Here is a 15,977-nt window from a genome sequence, read left to right on the forward strand (position 1 = left end):
TGATGTGCGGCTGCGTACGCCACGGATTGCGCGTCGAGCTCACGCGGTGGCGGCAGGTCCCGCCTCGCGGATGCCGCGCGTCTGAACCGCCAGATGCAGTGCCGCCTCTGCCGCTTCGCGTCCCTTCGCCTCGGGTGCTCCCGGTCGGCCGGAACGATCGAGCGCCTGCTGCTCGTCGTCGGTCGTGAGCACGCCGAAGCCGACGGGCTTGCCGCTGTCGAGCTGCACGCGGGTCAGCCCGTCGGTGACGGAGTTGCAGACGTAGTCGAAGTGCGGAGTGCCGCCGCGGATGATGACCCCGAGGCAGACCACGGCGTCGAACGAGCCCTGCAGCGCGGCCTGCGCCGCGAGCGGCAGCTCGAACGATCCCGCCACCCGGAACGTCTGCGCCGTCGCGCCCGCCTGCTCGATCACGGCGACAGCGTCGGTCAGCATGGGGTCGATGACCTCCTCATGCCAGCTGCCGGCGATGACGGCGACGGTGAGTCCCGTCGCGTCCACGGTGAGATTGGGGGCTCCTGCGCCGCTCATGAGGTGCTCCTGTCGTCGGTGTGCGCTGCTGCGCGATCGGTGTCCTGGTCGGTGGCGTCCTGCTCGTCGGCGCGGAGCGACGCGTCCTCGGCGTGCGCGACATCGCCTGGCAGCGTGTGCCCCATGCGATCGCGCTTCGTCTCCATGTAGCCGAGGTTGACCTCGGTCACGCCCACGATGAGGGGGACTCGCTCAGTCACGACGACCCCGTGCGCCTCGAGCTGCGCCACCTTGTCGGGGTTGTTGGTGAGCAGCCGGACGCGTTCGATGCCGAGCTCCGCGAGGATCTCGGCCGCCGCCGTGTAGTCCCTGGCGTCGGCCGGCAGGCCGAGCTTCAGGTTCGAGTCGAGGGTGTCGAGGCCCTGATCCTGCAACTGATACGCGCGGAGCTTGTTCGCGAGGCCGATGCCGCGCCCCTCCTGGCCGCGCAGGTAGACGACGACGCCGCCCCGATCGTGCACGAGATCCAGTGATGCGCGCAACTGCGGACCGCACTCGCACTTGAGGGAGTCGAAGGCCTCGCCGGTGATGCACTCCGAGTGGACGCGCACGAGCGGATCGGCGTCGGGCACGCCCTCTGGCACCGGGGCGCTGAGTGCTACGTGATCCACCCCGAGCCGCCGATCCCGGTACGCGCTCGCCCAGAACTCGCCGTGCTCGGTCGGCAGGCGGGTCTCGGCCCGCAGGCTCACGCGACGGTGCGGATTGGTCTCGGCGTCGCTTCCCGCGGGAGCCCCGTCAGGATCCTGCTCGGACAGGTACGCGATGAGCTGCGCGATGGTGATCACCGGGATCTCCTCGCGCGCACCGAGCTCGATGAGCTCGGGCAGCCGCATCATCTCGCCGTCCTCCGCGACGATCTCGGCGATCGCGGCGACCGGCCGCAGACCCGCCAGCTGCATCAGCTCGACCGCGGCCTCAGTGTGGCCGTCGCGTGCCCGCACCCCGCCGTCGACCGCGCGGAGCGGGAGGATGTGCCCCGGACGGTTCACATCGCCGGGTACCGCGGTCGGGTTCGCGAGCGTGCGCAGCGTCGTAGCCCGGTCGCTCGCGCTGATGCCCGTGGTGACGCCGGATGCCGCGTCGACCGTCACGGTGTACGCGGTGCTCCGCACGTCCTCGTTGCGCTCCACCATCATCGGCAGATCGATCTGGTCGGCGATCTCGTTCGTCATGGGCGCGCACAGCAGCCCGGAGGAGTGCCGCACCGTCCACGCCACCCACTCGGGCGTCGCGAGTTCGGCGGACAGAATGACGTCCCCCTCGTTCTCGCGGTCCTCGTTGTCGGCGACGATCACGGGCCGGCCGGCGCGCAGCGCGTCGAGCGCAGCGGGGATCGCGGCGATGCCTGAAGCGGGTGCGGTCATGAGCGGGGGCTCCTCAGAACGGGGCGGAAGTCGGGGTGAGGCTCGGTCGGTTCGGTGGGTGCTGCCGGCTCCGCTGCGAGATAGGCGCGCACCCGGAGCAGGTGCCTGGCGACGATATCGGTCTCGACGTTGACCCGGTCGCCCGGTTCCAGGTCGCCGAGCGTCGTCGCGGCGAGCGTCTCGGGAATGAGCGACACCTCGAACCACGCCTCAGGTGCGCGCAGGGCGGGGTCGGAGACGTTCGAGACCGTCAGCGAGACTCCGGAAAGCGTGATCGATCCCTTGCTGACGACGAGCGGCGAGAGCGCGTCGTCGAGGGAGAAGCGCAGCACACGCCAGGCGTCGCCCGGCGTGACGGAGATGAGCTCAGCGGTGCCGTCGACGTGCCCCTGGACGATGTGCCCGCCCAGGCGGCTGTCGGCGCGCGCCGCGCGCTCGAGGTTCACGCGCGCGCCCGGCGCGAGCGCGCCGAGCGTCGACATCTGCAGCGTCTGGCGCATCACGTCGGCCGTGAAGGTGCTCCTGCCGTCCGCCGTCGCGTCTTGCGCGACGACCGTCAGGCACACGCCGTCCACGGAGATGGAGTCGCCGTGCGATGCGTCGCTCGTGACGACGGGGCCCGCGACGGTCAGTCGCAGCGAGTCGTCACCGGCGTCGATCGCCGTGATCTCTCCGGTCTCCTCGATCAGTCCAGTGAACATCAGTTGATCTCCTCCCTGCGCGCCAGCGCTTCGGGAAACGATTCGGCGATCTCCTCGCGGCCGGAAACCCGCTGGCTCCAACGCGCCCGGAGCAACAGATCGGCGCCGAGCGGCAGTGTTTCGAGCACCTGCAGCCGCCGGATCTCCGAGATGTCGGTGATGCCGAGGTTGCCGAGCGAGACCTTGGGCCCGCCGAGCAGTGCGGGGGCGACATACACCAGCAGCTCGTCGACGAGACCCGCTGCGATCATGCCGTTGATGATCTTCGGGCCGCCCTCGACGAAGACGGTGTAGATGCGGTACCTGGCGAGTGCCGAGAGCTCCGCTTCGATGTCGACGCCAGGCAGCTGGATCGGCTCCGAGATCTCATGGGCCGCGAGCGCGGGGTGCTGGCGCACCTTCGCGTCCGCCGGAATCTCGCGGTTGCCCACGACCACGGGGATCGGCTGACGCTCAGCTGGCACGAGCAGCTGCCCGTCGGGCGTGCGCGCCGTGAGCTCGGGGTCATCGGCGATCAGGGTGCCGGTACCGATCAGGATCGCATCGGCGGCGGCGCGCCGCCGATGCACGTCAGCGCGAGCCTCTGGGCCGGTGATCCACTTGCTCGTCCCGTTCGCCGCCGCGGCACGACCGTCGAGGGTCTGCGCCCACTTCGCGATCACCCGGGGACGCCGCGGTCGCGCCCCGCCGGCGCGGGCAGCCGCGGATGCCGCGACCGACGCCGCAGACGGCCCCGCCGCCTGCACCGCACCGGTACGCGTTGTCGGCACCGAGCCCGTGGCGGTTCCGACCCGCGTCGACGTCCCGTGCGCGGCGTCGTGCGATCCGGTCGCCGCGCCGTTCAACCAGTGCGAGATCTGCGCCCGCGCCTCGCGCTCGAGCACGCCGCCCAGCACCTGGACCCCGGCCTCCCGCAGCGTCGCAGCGCCACCTGCGGACTCGCGCCCCGGATCGGCGACCGCGTACGCGACCGCGCCGATCCCGATCGAGACGAGCGCCTCGGCGCACGGGCCGGTGTGCCCCGTGTGATTGCACGGCTCGAGCGTCACGACCGCCGTGAGCTCACCGGCGCGCTCCCGCCACTCCTGCGGCAGATGCGCCAGCGCGTCGACCTCCGCGTGCGCGGTGCCGAGCCCCCGGTGCCACCCCTCGGCGACGATGCGCCCCTCGCCGTCGAGGATCACGCACCCCACCTGCGGGTTCGCGTTCTCCGCCGGACCGCGGCGCGCCAACGTCAGGGCACGACGCATTGCGTCCTCGAGATCACTTCGCTGCAACATCCGGTCCGTGGTTCCTGCCCATCGCAGTTCCGGGTCGCTCGCGACACCTCGGCGGCGTCGCTCGCGTTCCTCTCATCCGGACTAGAGCGTCAGACGCTCATCACCGTCGGTACCGGAATTCCACCGGTTCAACCTCGCGGGAGCGAGGGTCGCGGACTGTCACCGCCGGTTCGGATTCTCACCGACCCCGGAACACCCCTCTACTGTACCCCGCACGCCCGCAATGCGCGCGTCGGATTGCTCCGGATGACGCGCACGCGCACGCGCGTTGCTGCGCTCATCGCGAAAACGCCGGCATGACCTCGGCGATGAACAGTTCGAGCGAGCGCTTCTTCAGCTCGTGGGGAAGACTGTTGTCGCTCCAGAAGCTGTACTCCGTCACACCGAGCTCCTGGTAGTGGTGCAATCGCTCGATGACCTCCTCAGGCGTGCCGATCATTGCCGTCCGGTGCAGTGCCTCAGGGGCGAACTCGGGGCGCTCGGCGAAGTTCGCGGGATCGGACGGTGCGAGGAAGCCGTTCTCGGGGGTCTTCTTCTCGAACGCCCAGGCGGCGAACGTCCGGTAGAACGTGTTGATGCCCTCGGCCGCTGGACGCCAGCCCTCGGGCTCCTCCTGGCTGTGCACGTAGGTGTGACGCAGCACCATGATGTCGGGGCGGCTCTCGATTTCGGGGTGATTCTCGATCGCGGTCTCGTACTTCCGGACCAGGTCCTCGACCTCCTCGTCGCCCTTCATGAGCGGGGTCACCATGACGTTCGCGCCGTGGGCGACGGCGAAGTCGTGCGACTCGGGGCTCCGAGCCGCGACCCACACCGGCGGGTTCTTCTGCACCGGCTTCGGCACGCTCGTCGAGGTCGGGAAGCGGTACACCTCGCCGTCGTGCGCGTAGTCGCCGTCCCAGAGGTGGTTCACGGTGGCGACGATCTCGTTCATCGCCTTGCCGCCGTCGGTCGCCGGCATGCCGTCGGCGAGACGGTCGAACTCGAACTGGTACGCGCCTCGGGCGACGCCGAGCTCCGCCCGGCCGCCGCTGATCACGTCGAGCAGGGCGACCTCGCCCGCCGTGCGGATCGGATTCCAGAACGGGGCGATGATGGTGCCGGCACCCAGCCGGATCGTCGACGTCTTCGCAGCGAGGTACGCGAGCTGCGGCATCGGGTTCGGCGACACGGTGTACTCCATGGAGTGGTGCTCACCGATCCAGATGGTGCTGAACCCGCCGGCCTCGGCGAGGAGCGCCAGCTCGACGAGGTTCTCCCAGTGCTGCTCGTGAGGGATCGAATCGTCGTACCGCTCCATGTGGATGAAGAGTGAAAAGCGCATCGCGTGCTCCTGTTCTACTGCTGCTCGGGTGCCGCCTGCGCTGCTGCGCGCTCGGCGACGGTCTGATTGGTCCGCGACCAGAGCGCGGGTTCGACCTCGCGCACGATCACGGTGATGTTCTCCGGAGCCGCGTCCACGGTCTCCTCTGCCGCGCGGTGCACGGCATCGATGAAGGCGCGCAGCTGCTCGGGCGAGCGTCCGCGGGCGATCGACACGTCGATGAGGGGCATGGCGGATCAGCCCCGCATCACGAATGGGTCGGCGACGGGGCCCTCGTCGGTGTTGATCCACACGCTCTTGAGCCGTGTGTACTCCTGCATCGACTCGATACCGTGCTCGATGCCGACGCCCGAGCTCTTGAAGCCCTGCCTGGGCGACATCGGCGACATCGCGCGGTACGTGTTCACCCAGATCGTGCCCGCATCGAGGCGGCGGGCCATACGGTGTGCACGCGCGAGATTCTGCGTCCACACGCCGGCCGCGAGCCCGTACTGGGTGTCGTTCGCGAGCGCCACGAGCTCGTCCTCGTGCTCGAACGGCATGATCGCCGCGACCGGACCGAAGATCTCCTCGCGCACGACCCGCATGTCGTTGTTCACGTCGGTGAGCACCGTGGGGGAGTAGAAGTAGCCTGGCAGCTCGAGACCCTCGGGGCGTCCGCCGCCCGCGTGGATGCGCGCGCCCTCCGAGGCGCCCAACTGCACGTACGAGTCGACCTTGCTGAGCTGGTCGGAGAAGGCGAGGGGGCCCAGCTCGGTCTCGTCGGCGAGGGGGTCTCCGATCCTGATCGACTGCGCGCGCTCGGTGACGCGCTCGAGCAGCTCGTCGTACACGGCCTTGTGGGCGAAGACGCGGCTGCCGGCGATGCAGGTCTGCCCGCCCGCCGCGTAGATGCCGGCGATGACGCCCATTGCGGCGTTCGATACATCGGCGTCGTCGAAGACGATGTTCGGGCTCTTGCCCCCGAGCTCGAGAGTGCAGCCGATGAACCGCGCGGCTGCCTCTGACGCGATGCGCGAGCCCGTGGCCGTCGAACCGGTGAATGAGATCTTCGCGAGATCGGGGTGGCTGACAAGGGGGGCGCCCGCCTCGACGCCGAGCCCTGTAACCACGTTGACGACGCCGGCGGGGAATCCCGCCTCGGTCGCGAGCTCGGCGAGCCGCAGCACCGTCCGTGACGTGTACTCGCTCGGCTTGATGACGACGGTGTTGCCCGCCGCGAGGGCCGGGGCGATCTTCGAGGTGGTGAGCGTGAGCGGTGAGTTCCACGGCGTGATTGCCCCGACAACGCCGAGTGGCTCGCGCTGCGTGTAATTCAGAATCGCGAGGTTCGATGCCGGAATCTGCGACCCCTGCACCTTGTCCGCGAGACCCGCGTAGTAGTAGTAATACTCGGGTAGCGTCGCCATCTGGCCGCGCATCTCGCGCAGCAGCTTGCCGTTGTCGAGGCTCTCGAGCATGGCGAGCTCGTCCGCGTGCTCGCCGATGAGGTCGGCGAGGCGTCGCAGCAGATGGCCGCGCTTCGTCGCGGTGAGACCGGACCAGGCCTGGGACTCGTGCGCGGTGCGCGCTGCGGCGACGGCGCGGTCCACATCGGCCGCGGTGCCGCGGGCCGCATCGTAGAGCACGGCAAGCGTCGCGGGGTTCGTGCTCTCGAAGTACCCGCCGTCAGCGGGGGCGACGTATTCGCCGCCGATGAAGTGCTGCAGTCGTTCAGTCATAGTGACGTTCCTTCCGATGCTGCGATGAATGCGGTGATGGCGTGTGCGAGCGCCGGGGTGTCCTCGACGGGCATCATGTGCCGCGCCCCCGGAACGATGGTCAGCCCGCAGTCCGGGATCGCCTCGGCGAGCCGATGCGACATTTCGGGGGTTGAGCCGGGGTCGAGCTCCCCGGTGATGGCGAGCGCGGGGGCGGCGATGGCGCCGAGCTCGGGTCCGATCTCGCGGTCCCCGCGCACGAAGACGGTGTAGGCGTGCAGGTAGGACTCGATGTCGTTGCCGAGCAGCGTCTCCCGCGTGCGCTCGACGAGCTCCCGCGGCACCGTCGTCGATGCTGCGGGGTACCAGCGCTCGATCGACGCCTCGACGCCCTCCGCGAAGTCGTCACCGGCAGTTTCGAGTCTCGCTTCGACCTTCGCCGCCTCCCCAGGAGTGCGCCGACACACCGAATTCACACTCGTCAGGGTCGCGACGCGATCGGGAGCGTAGCGCGCGATGTGCTGGGCGATGAGCGCTCCGAGCGAGAACCCGACGAGGTGCACGCGATCCCCGTCGAGCCGCGCAAGTACATCGTCCGCGAGCGAGGCCAGCGTCTGCGCCTCGCGCAGCGGCGGCTGTGCGCCGTGGCCCGGCAGGTCGAGCGCAATGCAGCGGTGGCCGTCGGCCTCAAGCACTTCGACGAGGGGTGCCCACATCGAGCTGTCGAGGCCGACACCGTGCAGCAGCACGATCGGCATTTGAGCGGAGTGCACCATTGAAATCTCGCCCGTCCGGTCCGGTGCGGTCAGTCCTGGCCGAGCTCGGCGAGGCGCTGTTGCGGCCTGCCCCGGTTGGCACCCGCCAGCGCGATGAGGATCTCGTCGGCATGCGGCGCATCGGCGACGCGCACCTCAACAGTCTGGTGGTGCGAGCGGATCTTCATGTCCGTGAAGTGCTTCAGTGGGATGTCGAAGGCGATCCCGGCGGGGCCGCGCTTCTCGACGGCGGGCAGCAGCGTCGTGGCGTTCGCTGCGTTCCGGAAGTGGTCGCCGAAGCGCAGATTGTGGATGATGCCCGAGCCGTGCTCGACCTCGCCGTTCAAGCCGACGATCGCAGCCTTGCCGTACGCCTCGAGCGGCGCGTCGAGTGCCTCCATCACGCGGGGGGCGAGCAGTGCGCCGAGGTCCGAGGCGACCGAGTTGATGCCGGGGAGTAGATCCTCGACGAAGCCCTGGCCGGCCCACGGATTCGGGAAGACGGTGCCGACGATGGCGACCCGGGCGACCGGGTCGACGGGACGCCCGCCCTCGAGGACGGTCTCCTCGACGATGGTGAAGATCTTGCGGGGGGTCAGTTCAGCGGTGCTCACAGTGCGATCTCCTTCAGGATCTCCGAGGTGATGGGGCGGTCGGTTGCGCGATCGCCGATGCGCGCGTGGGGGCGCGGGCCGGTCGAGGCCGCGGCGATCACGACGATCTCGTCGGCGTGCGGTGCATCGGGCAGCGCAACCTCAAGGGTTTGGTAGTAATCCCGCGTCGCAGCCGCGGTCTTGTGCCAGAGCGGGACGCGGAGCAGTTCGCCTGGTTCGGCCCGGCCGTCCGTGAAGCAGAGGATCGACGTGCCCGCGAGGGCTTCCCTGACCAGGTTGCCGAAGTAGGGGGTGTGGATCAGCGCGGCCGCGTGCTCGAGCTCGCCGTGGTTACCGACGAGCGCTGCCTTGCCGAACGCCTGCACCGCCGCCGCACCTCCGAGGGCGGCAAGAAGGCGGTCGGTGAGCAGCTTCGCGAGCAGGGCCGCGATCCGCTCGCCCTCTGCAGCGAGGTCGTGGTCTGTATCGGTGCCGATCCAGGGGTTTCGGATCACGGCGATGGCTGCGGCGCGCCGCGTGGACGAGCCGTGAGGGCCCGGCGCCTCCTCGACCTGGGTGACGACGCGGCGGAGTCCGCAGGCGTCTGCGACATCGGCGTAGTCGTGCAGGGTGGAGCGGGCAGTGAGATCGGTGGTGGCGTGGGGCTGGGTCATGCCAGAGCTCCTGTCGCTGAGGCTGTATCGCCGTCGTCCTCGCGGAGACGGGCCAGCGTGGCCGCCTGCCGCGAGTGCGCGACGTGATTGCGGGTGGCGAACTCTGCGGCGAGAGCGTCTTTCGACTCGATCGCCGCGAGGATCTTGCCGTGCTCGCTGAGCGATTCGCCGAGACGGCCGGGCAACGCGAGCGTTTGCGTGACGATCCGGTGATAGGCCAGCTGATTCATCAGCAATTCATAGTGCTCGGCGAGTTTGCGGTTATCGGCGCCGGTCACGAGTGTGTGGTGGAACTCGTGCACGAGTGTGGCGTAGGCGCGGGCGTCACCCGCCTCGACGACGGAGCGTTCGTCGGCGACGTTCTGCCTGAGTGCGCGGAGTTCGACGACCTCACCCCGCTGGGCGAGGAGACCGGCGGCGAGACCCTCCAGGGACTCCTTGAGCTGGAACAGCTCGAGGATCTCCCGCTCGGTTGGTTTACGCACGAACGTGCCGACGCGCGGGCGCACCTCGACGAGGCCCTCGCGCTCCAGCTGCTTGAGTGCTTCGCGCACCGGGGTGCGGCTGACCTCGAACTCCTGGGCGAGCGCGATCTCGCCGAGGAGTTCACCGGGGGGTGCCGATCCGCTGACGACCATGTCGCGGAGTCGATCCAGAATCGTGCCTTCTTGCATACATCAACCGTATCTTGCATTCATGAGCGGGTCAAGAATTCTCGTTAGTTTCCAGTGTTCTGAGTGTTTCCCGATGATTTCTTGACGATTTCCGGATCGCTGTTAGCATTCCATGTATGCATCAGATCAAGGAAGCCGTGATTGGCGCGTGGGAAGCCGCGTGGGACCGGGGCGAGCTCGACGCCTTCGACACGATCCTGCATCGGGATTATCAGCGCGTGAGCACGAGTTCGAAGCGGGTGACCGACGCCGAGGCGCTCAAGCGTGAGATCAGTGAGGTACGCGAAGCCTTTCCCGACCTCGTCACCACTGTCGACAGCCTGGTCATCGACGAGGCCGGTGATTCCGCTGCGATCTTCTGGAGTACCACCGGTACCTTCACGAACGATCTTCAGGGCGTGCCCGCGAGCGGTACTCGGGTTGAAACCCGGGGTTCCAATCTCGTCCAGTTCCGCGACGGCAAGATCGCGCGCGAAGAGGTGACCTGGGATCAGAGCGAGCTGCTCCGCGATCTCGGGGTGCCGTCGCTCAGATCCGCCTTCGAAGCCGATGACTCCGTGGTCGACGATATGAGCGGCGTGCCCTCGCTCGAAGCCCTCAAAGGTTTCAACCGGCAGTTCATCACCGGCGTGACCGTCGTCACCACCATCGACGCGGAGGGGAAGCCCAGGGGGCTCGCCGCCAACTCGTACGCATCGGTATCGCTCGACCCGCCGCTCGTGCTCGTCTGCGTGCAGAAGACGACGAGCACCTACGCATCGCTCTTCAAGTCGACGCACCTCGGTATCAACATCATGAGCAACGCGCAGCGCGGCACCGTCGGTGTCTTCGCGTCGAAGGGAGCTGACAAGTTCGCCGATCTCGACTGGCACGCCGGCCCGTCGGGGAGTCCGCTCATCGACGGATCCGCAGCTTCCATCGAGGCAGAGATCAAGGAGCGGTTCCAGGCCAAAACCCACACCGTGTTCATCGCGAAGGTGACGCACGCCGAACTCTCCGACGTCGAGCCCATGGTCTACAAGGCCGGCCGCTTCTTCGACGGCGCACAGCTCAACGAGCTCTGAGCTCGCTCACCACCCCGGTCCGGTAGCCGATGCCGAACCAGCTCAACCTCCCCATGCGGCTGTCCATCCGGGCAGCCACCCCGACACAAGGACGTGTACGCCATGCAAGTAGACGGACGCCAGCCAGAATCTGAGCCCGGTGCCGATCCTTCGATCGCGATCGGCACCAGACAGAGCGAAACGGATTTCGCGACATCGTCCTTCGCGGTGCGAGAGGCGGACCGGAAGCGGGGGCGGCCAGGGGTCGTGTTCCTCGTCTCTGTCGCGTTGATCATCGCCTTCGTCGTCTGGGCTGCTGTAGCGCCGGAGCGGCTCGGTGGCGTCATGACCGAGGCCTCGAACTGGGCGGCGCAGAACATCGGCTGGGCATATCTCGTGGTGACGGGCGCGTGCATCATCCTGATGCTGTTCCTCGGCTTCAGCCGTTACGGGCGTATCCGCCTCGGCGAGGATCACGACCGACCCGAGTACTCCCGGTGGGCGTGGATCGCCATGATTCTCGGAGCGGTCATGGGCATCGGGCTCATCAGCTACGGTGCAGCCGAACCGATGACGCACTTCATGGTCCCCCCGCACGGTCTCGCCGAGCCCGAGACGATCGACGCCGCGGTCACCGCGATGCAGTTCTCCTACTTCGACTGGGGACCGAACGCGTGGGCGCTCTTCGGAGTCTTCGGACTCGCGATCGCTTACTCCACCCACCGACGGCACAATTCCGGATTGATCTCTCCCATGCTGCGACCCGTGCTGGGGAGGAGCATGGACGGGTGGGCGGGTAAAGCCATCGACATCTTCACCGTGCTCGCCACGCTCTTCGGAACCACCACCTCCCTCGGTCTCGGAGCATCGCAGATCGCCGAAGGGATGAACCGGTTGACGGGCATCTCCACCGACCTCTTCGTGCAAATCGTCATCATCGCGGGCGTGACCGTCATCTTCACGCTCTCAGCGCTCTCCGGAATCGGACGCGGCATCAAGTGGGTCAGTCAGATCACCATGATCGGCGCGGCACTCCTCGGCGTCTATGTGCTCGTCATCGGGCCGACGAGCTTCATCAGCAACCTCTACTTCCGGTCATTCGGACAGTTCATCGGTGAGTTCCCGATGGTAGCCCTCCTGACGCCCGGATCGCCGGAAGATCTGCAGTGGATGCAGTGGTGGACCTACTTCATGATGGCGTGGTGGCTGAGCTGGGGCGCCTTCGTCGGCATCTTCCTCGCCGCGATCTCCAAGGGCAGGACCATCCGAGAGTTCGTGGCGGTCGTCCTGGGCGTGCCCACCATCGTCTTCTCCCTGTGGTTCACCATCTTCGGCGGAACTGCGATACACCTCGAGATGTTCGGAGGCACCGGTATCGGAGAAGCAACCCTCGCGGATACCAACGTCACCTTCTTCGCGCTGCTCGCCGAACTGCCGCTCTCGACGATCACCTCAATCCTTACTGTGATCATGGTCGTGCTGTACTTCGTCACCGGCGCAGATTCGAATACCTTCGTACTCAGCTCCCTCACGTCCCGCGGCACGTTGAAACCCACGAAGACCGTGCTCGGCATCTGGGGGGTGCTCACCGGCGTGTGCGCGATCGTGCTGCTCATCGTCGGAGGGCTCCAGGCGCTCCAGCAGGCCGCGATCCTCTCCGCGATCCCGTTCACCGTGATCGTGTCCCTCCTCGGCGTCTCGCTCGTCAAAGAACTGCGCAACGATGCGAGATTCGCGGGCACACGCCCCGTCACCCGAGACGAGATGCGTCGAGCCCTCAACGTCCATCCCGATCGGTCCGATGGTCGCTCCTCACGGGAGTAGCCTGGAGGGAGGACGCCGATCCGACGCCCTGTACGACCGCTCCGACGCCCACCGTCGGAGCCGACTGAGACAGGAGATCTCATGCGCGCAGTGACCTACGTGAAGAACGACACCGTTGAGCTGCAGGAGAAGCCGAAGCCCGAGATCCAGCCGGACGAGGTACTGCTCCGCGTCGGCGGTGCAGGTCTCTGCCACTCGGACATCGCCATCATCGGCATGGGCGACGACAACCCGCTCATCGGCAGCACCCTCGGCCACGAGGTCGCCGGCACCGTCGAGCAGATCGGCGACGATGTCACCGGCTGGAAAGCCGGCGACAGCGCACTCGTCGCGCTCATCCTCGCGTGCGGGCAGTGCCGCGAGTGCCTTGCCGGGCGCGATAACCAGTGCGAGGTGGCGTACCCCCGCGATGCACTCGCCCCCCTCTCGCCCGGCATCGGATCGCCCGGCGGCATGGCCGACTACATCGCCGTGAAGGCGCACCACCTCGATCCGCTCGGCGACCTCGACCCCGTCGACGCTGCGCCCCTCGCCGACGCTGCACTCACGCCCATCCACGCGATCAACACCGTCCGCGACCGCCTCGTCGGCGACGCGACCGTCGTCACCATCGGACTCGGCGGGCTCGGACACATGGCGCTGCAGATCCTCGCCGCCACGACGGGCGCGCGGATCATCGCCCTCGACACCGACGCGGAGAAGCTGAAGTACGCAGAGTCTCACGGGGCAGACCTCGCCCTGCAGAGCGACGGCTCCGCCGCTGAGCGGATCCTCTCCGAGACCGGCGGCCGCGGCGCGGATGTGGTCTTCGACTTCGTCGGAGTGCAGCCGACCGTCGACCTCGCGCTCGCCGTCGTCGCCGGTGGCGGCGCGATCCGCTTCGTCGGGCTCGGCAACGGTGCGTTCGAGTACGTGGCAGGCAGCGGCACTCCGCTGCCGTGGGGCGTCAACATCGAGCGCGCCTACGGGGGCACGCGCTCCGACATGCGGCAGGCGATCGCACTCGCCCGTGCGGGGAAGATCGGCGTGGAGGTCGTGCGCTATCCGCTCGACGACGCCCTGCAGGCCTTCGACGACCTGCACCACGGGCGCGTGCAGGGCCGCGCCGTGCTGGTGCCGTAAGCCGACTCTGACCGAGCGGGCACGGCCCGCCCGCTTCAGTGGAGGGTTTCGCAGGTTATGTCCCATGAATTGCGTGCGGAATCCTCCACTGATCGGCCGGTGTCCGCCGTGGCCCGCCGAACCTAGCCCGGATGACTCCAGCCTCGTGCTCGGAGTGCGGTGGCGACGGCCGCTCGAAGTCGGTCCGGTTCGCGGTAGAGCATGCGGGCCGTGACGCGGATCATCGTCCAGCCTGCTGCGGCGTATGCCTGCTGCTTCTCGATGTCTCGATTCCATTGGCGGACGCTGGTGCGGTGGTGGTCCCCCTCGTATTCAAGGGCGACCCGGAACTTGGGAAATGCGAGCTCCGACGCCCCGAGCAGACGACCGTGTGCGTTCCTCACATCGAAGTCGAGTTCGGGGCGCGGGAGGCCCCATTCTCGGCAGCGGAGCCGCAGATGCGTCTCGGGAGGCGAGGCGCTTTGTGTTGAGAGCAGCGGGAGTGCTTCCCGGAGTGCAACGATTCCGGGGCGGCGACCGCGACTCATGGTGGCGGCAAACTCGGTCACGGTTGTGAGCGCCGGAGCTTCGAGTCGACGGGTGCCGGGGACTCGCGCTTCATGGATGAGCGAGTCGCCGAGCGCCACCCGTTCGTCCCGGCTGAGGCGTGGACCGAGAGTGCACCACAGTGAGGCCGGGGTCACGACCCGAAGCCCGCGGTGAATCGTCACCGTCACGAGGTGTTCTCGGTAGGTGGTGCCGTGTATGCCGAGTTTGCGCGGTGGACGACGAGGCGCGAAGGCCCCCACTTCGAGATCGTCGGTGGTCGCGGGCGGCACGGGGGCTCCCCAGATCACGGCCGCTGTGGTGCCGGAGAAGAAGGTGTGGTGCGGCAGGGATGACACGAGCAGGTTGATGCGCTCCCACTGGCGTCGTCTCCATGCCGCCGAGGGGTGTTCCTCCTGGATACGGTGGGGGAACGGCCTGATCCGATACACCCCTCTGATGAGTCGCTCGAGATCGGTTCCCTGCAGGCGACCCCGTCCCACTCCCGCCGCCAGGGCTTCGGCCGTCGTGAAGACGCTCCCGAGCGAGGGCGGAAGCGGTGCGGGCCGGCGCGACATGGCTTCAGTCTGATCGAGTCCCTGTCGAAGCGCCGGCTTTCGCGCAGGGTTGTGAATAACTCGCTGTCGCTCACGTGCCGCGAGCAGTGCGCTCGCCGCATCGCTCGTTGACGTCTATTCGGTGGCGCGTTGCGCATGGAATGAGCCACGAATAGCATGCGAGACCGTACACCGAACGGCGGCCCCGGCCCCGGTCCGGGGCGCGCAACGCCGCACCCCGGACCGTGTGCGCCCTACCGGCGCAGCAGCCCGACGGCGTCGTACACTCGGTCGAGCGTCGCGGACGCCACCTCGTTCGCGCGATCCGCCGCGCCCGCGAGGAGGCGGTCGAGCTCCGCGGGGTCGGCGAGCAGTTCCTCGGTACGAGTGCGCACGGGGGCGAACGTCGACTCGACGATCTCGGCGAGCCCCTTCTTGAGGTGCCCGTAGAGCTGGCCCGTGTACTCCTCTTCGAGGTCGTCCACGGACCGGCCGGTGAGCACCGAGTGGATGGTGAGGAGGTTCGACACCCCGGGCTTCTCCTCGCGGTCGAAGCGGATCGTGTCGCCCGCGTCGGTGACCGCCCGCATGATCTTCTTCTTCGTGACGTTGGCGGGGTCCAGCACCTTGATGAGCCCGGCTTCACTGTCTGCGGACTTCGACATCTTCGACGTCGGGTCCTGCAGGTCGTAGATCTTCGCGGTGCCTTTCTGGATCTGCGCTTCGGGCACCACGAACGTGTCGCCGAAGCGCGAGTTGAAGCGGATCGCGAGATCGCGGGTGAGCTCGATGTGCTGCCGCTGGTCCTCGCCGACGGGGACGACATCGGTCTGGTAGAGCAGAATGTCGGCGGCCATGAGTACGGGGTAGGTGAAGAGGCCGACCGAGCTGGCGTCTGACCCGTACCGCTGCGACTTGTCCTTGAACTGGGTCATGCGGCTCGCCTCGCCGAAGCCGGTGAGGGTGTTCAGCACCCAGGCGAGCTCGGCGTGCGCGGGCACGTGCGACTGCACGAACAGCGTCGACTTGGCGGGGTCGATGCCGGCGGCGATGTACTGGGCAGCGGTGCGGCGGGTGCGCTCGGCGAGTGCTGCCGGATCCTGCGGCACCGTGATCGCGTGCAGGTTCACGACGCAGAAGTAGGCGTCGTAGTCCTCCTGCATGCGCGTCCACTGCGAGAGGGCGCCGATGTAGTTGCCGAGGTGCAGCGAGTCGCTGGAGGGCTGCATGCCGGAGAAGATGACGGGCTTGCCGGTGGTGCTCACAGTGGTTCCTTGGTTCGGGGCAGATGAGAGATCAGGATCGCG

At 68.0% G+C, this 15,977-nt stretch carries 16 protein-coding genes and 1 riboswitch; of the genes, 3 read left to right on the forward strand and 13 right to left on the reverse strand.

Annotated elements, in window-relative coordinates; translation table 11 throughout:
- Nucleotides 1–39: 39 nt before the first annotated feature.
- From ribH to K8P10_RS00625, 11 genes are all read right to left on the reverse strand, one after another.
- Entirely contained in the window at nt 40–531 is a 492-nt protein-coding gene (ribH, locus tag K8P10_RS00575) for a 6,7-dimethyl-8-ribityllumazine synthase (RefSeq protein WP_224779865.1), read from the reverse strand.
- Complete coding sequence (gene ribB, locus K8P10_RS00580) at nt 528–1,898, reverse strand: 3,4-dihydroxy-2-butanone-4-phosphate synthase (protein WP_224779866.1); 1,371 nt, start codon at nt 1,896–1,898, stop codon at nt 528–530. The genes ribH and ribB overlap by 4 nt, the downstream gene beginning before the upstream one ends.
- A complete protein-coding gene (locus tag K8P10_RS00585; protein WP_224779867.1) occupies nt 1,895–2,599 on the reverse strand; it encodes a riboflavin synthase in 705 nt (234 codons plus the stop codon). Before K8P10_RS00585 ends, ribB begins: the two co-directional genes overlap by 4 nt.
- A complete protein-coding gene (locus K8P10_RS00590; protein WP_370631913.1) occupies nt 2,599–3,879 on the reverse strand; it encodes a bifunctional diaminohydroxyphosphoribosylaminopyrimidine deaminase/5-amino-6-(5-phosphoribosylamino)uracil reductase RibD in 1,281 nt (426 codons plus the stop codon). Before K8P10_RS00590 ends, K8P10_RS00585 begins: the two co-directional genes overlap by 1 nt.
- 60 nt (nt 3,880–3,939) lie before the next feature.
- A riboswitch (FMN riboswitch) is annotated at nt 3,940–4,078 on the reverse strand.
- 78 nt (nt 4,079–4,156) lie between these two features.
- On the reverse strand, nt 4,157–5,203 hold the full coding sequence (locus K8P10_RS00595; protein ID WP_224779869.1) for an LLM class flavin-dependent oxidoreductase: 1,047 nt from the start codon (nt 5,201–5,203) through the stop codon (nt 4,157–4,159).
- Nucleotides 5,204–5,217: 14 nt separating this feature from the next.
- On the reverse strand, nt 5,218–5,433 hold the full coding sequence (locus K8P10_RS00600) for a tautomerase family protein (protein WP_224779870.1): 216 nt from the start codon (nt 5,431–5,433) through the stop codon (nt 5,218–5,220).
- Nucleotides 5,434–5,439: 6 nt separating this feature from the next.
- Nucleotides 5,440–6,924, reverse strand: a complete 1,485-nt coding sequence (locus K8P10_RS00605; protein ID WP_224779871.1) for an aldehyde dehydrogenase — start codon at nt 6,922–6,924, stop codon at nt 5,440–5,442.
- A complete protein-coding gene (locus K8P10_RS00610) occupies nt 6,921–7,679 on the reverse strand; it encodes an alpha/beta fold hydrolase (protein WP_224779872.1) in 759 nt (252 codons plus the stop codon). Before K8P10_RS00610 ends, K8P10_RS00605 begins: the two co-directional genes overlap by 4 nt.
- Nucleotides 7,680–7,708: 29 nt before the next feature.
- Entirely contained in the window at nt 7,709–8,272 is a 564-nt protein-coding gene (locus K8P10_RS00615; protein WP_224779873.1) for an amino acid synthesis family protein, read from the reverse strand.
- Entirely contained in the window at nt 8,269–8,925 is a 657-nt protein-coding gene (locus tag K8P10_RS00620; protein ID WP_224779874.1) for an amino acid synthesis family protein, read from the reverse strand. Before K8P10_RS00620 ends, K8P10_RS00615 begins: the two co-directional genes overlap by 4 nt.
- Entirely contained in the window at nt 8,922–9,599 is a 678-nt protein-coding gene (locus tag K8P10_RS00625) for a GntR family transcriptional regulator (protein ID WP_224779875.1), read from the reverse strand. The genes K8P10_RS00620 and K8P10_RS00625 overlap by 4 nt, the downstream gene beginning before the upstream one ends.
- Nucleotides 9,600–9,715: 116 nt before the next feature.
- On the opposite strand from K8P10_RS00625, the gene K8P10_RS00630 reads away from it, so the two are divergent.
- The 3 genes from K8P10_RS00630 (at nt 9,716) to K8P10_RS00640 (ending at nt 13,588) form a co-directional block, all read left to right on the forward strand.
- Nucleotides 9,716–10,663 (forward strand): flavin reductase, encoded by a 948-nt coding sequence (locus K8P10_RS00630; RefSeq protein ID WP_224779876.1) that lies wholly within the window; start codon nt 9,716–9,718, stop codon nt 10,661–10,663.
- A 102-nt stretch (nt 10,664–10,765) separates the two neighbouring features.
- Entirely contained in the window at nt 10,766–12,466 is a 1,701-nt protein-coding gene (locus K8P10_RS00635; RefSeq protein WP_224779877.1) for a BCCT family transporter, read from the forward strand.
- 81 nt (nt 12,467–12,547) lie between these two features.
- Entirely contained in the window at nt 12,548–13,588 is a 1,041-nt protein-coding gene (locus tag K8P10_RS00640) for an alcohol dehydrogenase catalytic domain-containing protein (RefSeq protein WP_224779878.1), read from the forward strand.
- A gap of 122 nt (nt 13,589–13,710) precedes the next feature.
- Here the strand turns inward: K8P10_RS00640 and K8P10_RS00645 are convergent, their stop codons facing one another.
- Both K8P10_RS00645 and trpS read right to left on the reverse strand, forming a co-directional pair.
- The gene (locus tag K8P10_RS00645) at nt 13,711–14,691 is read right to left on the reverse strand and encodes a hypothetical protein (protein WP_224779879.1); all 981 of its coding nucleotides are present in this window, start codon (nt 14,689–14,691) and stop codon (nt 13,711–13,713) included.
- A 233-nt stretch (nt 14,692–14,924) separates the two neighbouring features.
- Nucleotides 14,925–15,935, reverse strand: coding sequence for a tryptophan--tRNA ligase (trpS, locus tag K8P10_RS00650; protein ID WP_224779880.1), 1,011 nt, complete (start codon nt 15,933–15,935; stop codon nt 14,925–14,927).
- Nucleotides 15,936–15,977: the final 42 nt, after the last annotated feature.

This window comes from Leucobacter sp. Psy1, assembly GCF_020096995.1.
GTDB lineage: Bacteria > Actinomycetota > Actinomycetes > Actinomycetales > Microbacteriaceae > Leucobacter.

Excerpts from the sequence above, each read along its gene's own strand:
- K8P10_RS00640 (WP_224779878.1), top strand. The coding sequence starts at position 12,548 with ATGCGCGCAGTGACCTACGTGAAGAACGACACCGTTGAGCTGCAGGAG.
- K8P10_RS00645 (WP_224779879.1), bottom strand. The coding sequence starts at position 14,691 with ATGTCGCGCCGGCCCGCACCGCTTCCGCCCTCGCTCGGGAGCGTCTTC.
- K8P10_RS00635 (WP_224779877.1), top strand. The coding sequence starts at position 10,766 with ATGCAAGTAGACGGACGCCAGCCAGAATCTGAGCCCGGTGCCGATCCT.
- K8P10_RS00605 (WP_224779871.1), bottom strand. The coding sequence starts at position 6,924 with ATGACTGAACGACTGCAGCACTTCATCGGCGGCGAATACGTCGCCCCC.
- K8P10_RS00625 (WP_224779875.1), bottom strand. The coding sequence starts at position 9,599 with ATGCAAGAAGGCACGATTCTGGATCGACTCCGCGACATGGTCGTCAGC.
- K8P10_RS00585 (WP_224779867.1), bottom strand. The coding sequence starts at position 2,599 with ATGTTCACTGGACTGATCGAGGAGACCGGAGAGATCACGGCGATCGAC.
- K8P10_RS00620 (WP_224779874.1), bottom strand. The coding sequence starts at position 8,925 with ATGACCCAGCCCCACGCCACCACCGATCTCACTGCCCGCTCCACCCTG.
- K8P10_RS00600 (WP_224779870.1), bottom strand. The coding sequence starts at position 5,433 with ATGCCCCTCATCGACGTGTCGATCGCCCGCGGACGCTCGCCCGAGCAG.
- K8P10_RS00595 (WP_224779869.1), bottom strand. The coding sequence starts at position 5,203 with ATGCGCTTTTCACTCTTCATCCACATGGAGCGGTACGACGATTCGATC.
- K8P10_RS00630 (WP_224779876.1), top strand. The coding sequence starts at position 9,716 with ATGCATCAGATCAAGGAAGCCGTGATTGGCGCGTGGGAAGCCGCGTGG.
- K8P10_RS00590 (WP_370631913.1), bottom strand. The coding sequence starts at position 3,879 with ATGTTGCAGCGAAGTGATCTCGAGGACGCAATGCGTCGTGCCCTGACG.
- ribH (WP_224779865.1), bottom strand. The coding sequence starts at position 531 with ATGAGCGGCGCAGGAGCCCCCAATCTCACCGTGGACGCGACGGGACTC.
- K8P10_RS00610 (WP_224779872.1), bottom strand. The coding sequence starts at position 7,679 with ATGGTGCACTCCGCTCAAATGCCGATCGTGCTGCTGCACGGTGTCGGC.
- ribB (WP_224779866.1), bottom strand. The coding sequence starts at position 1,898 with ATGACCGCACCCGCTTCAGGCATCGCCGCGATCCCCGCTGCGCTCGAC.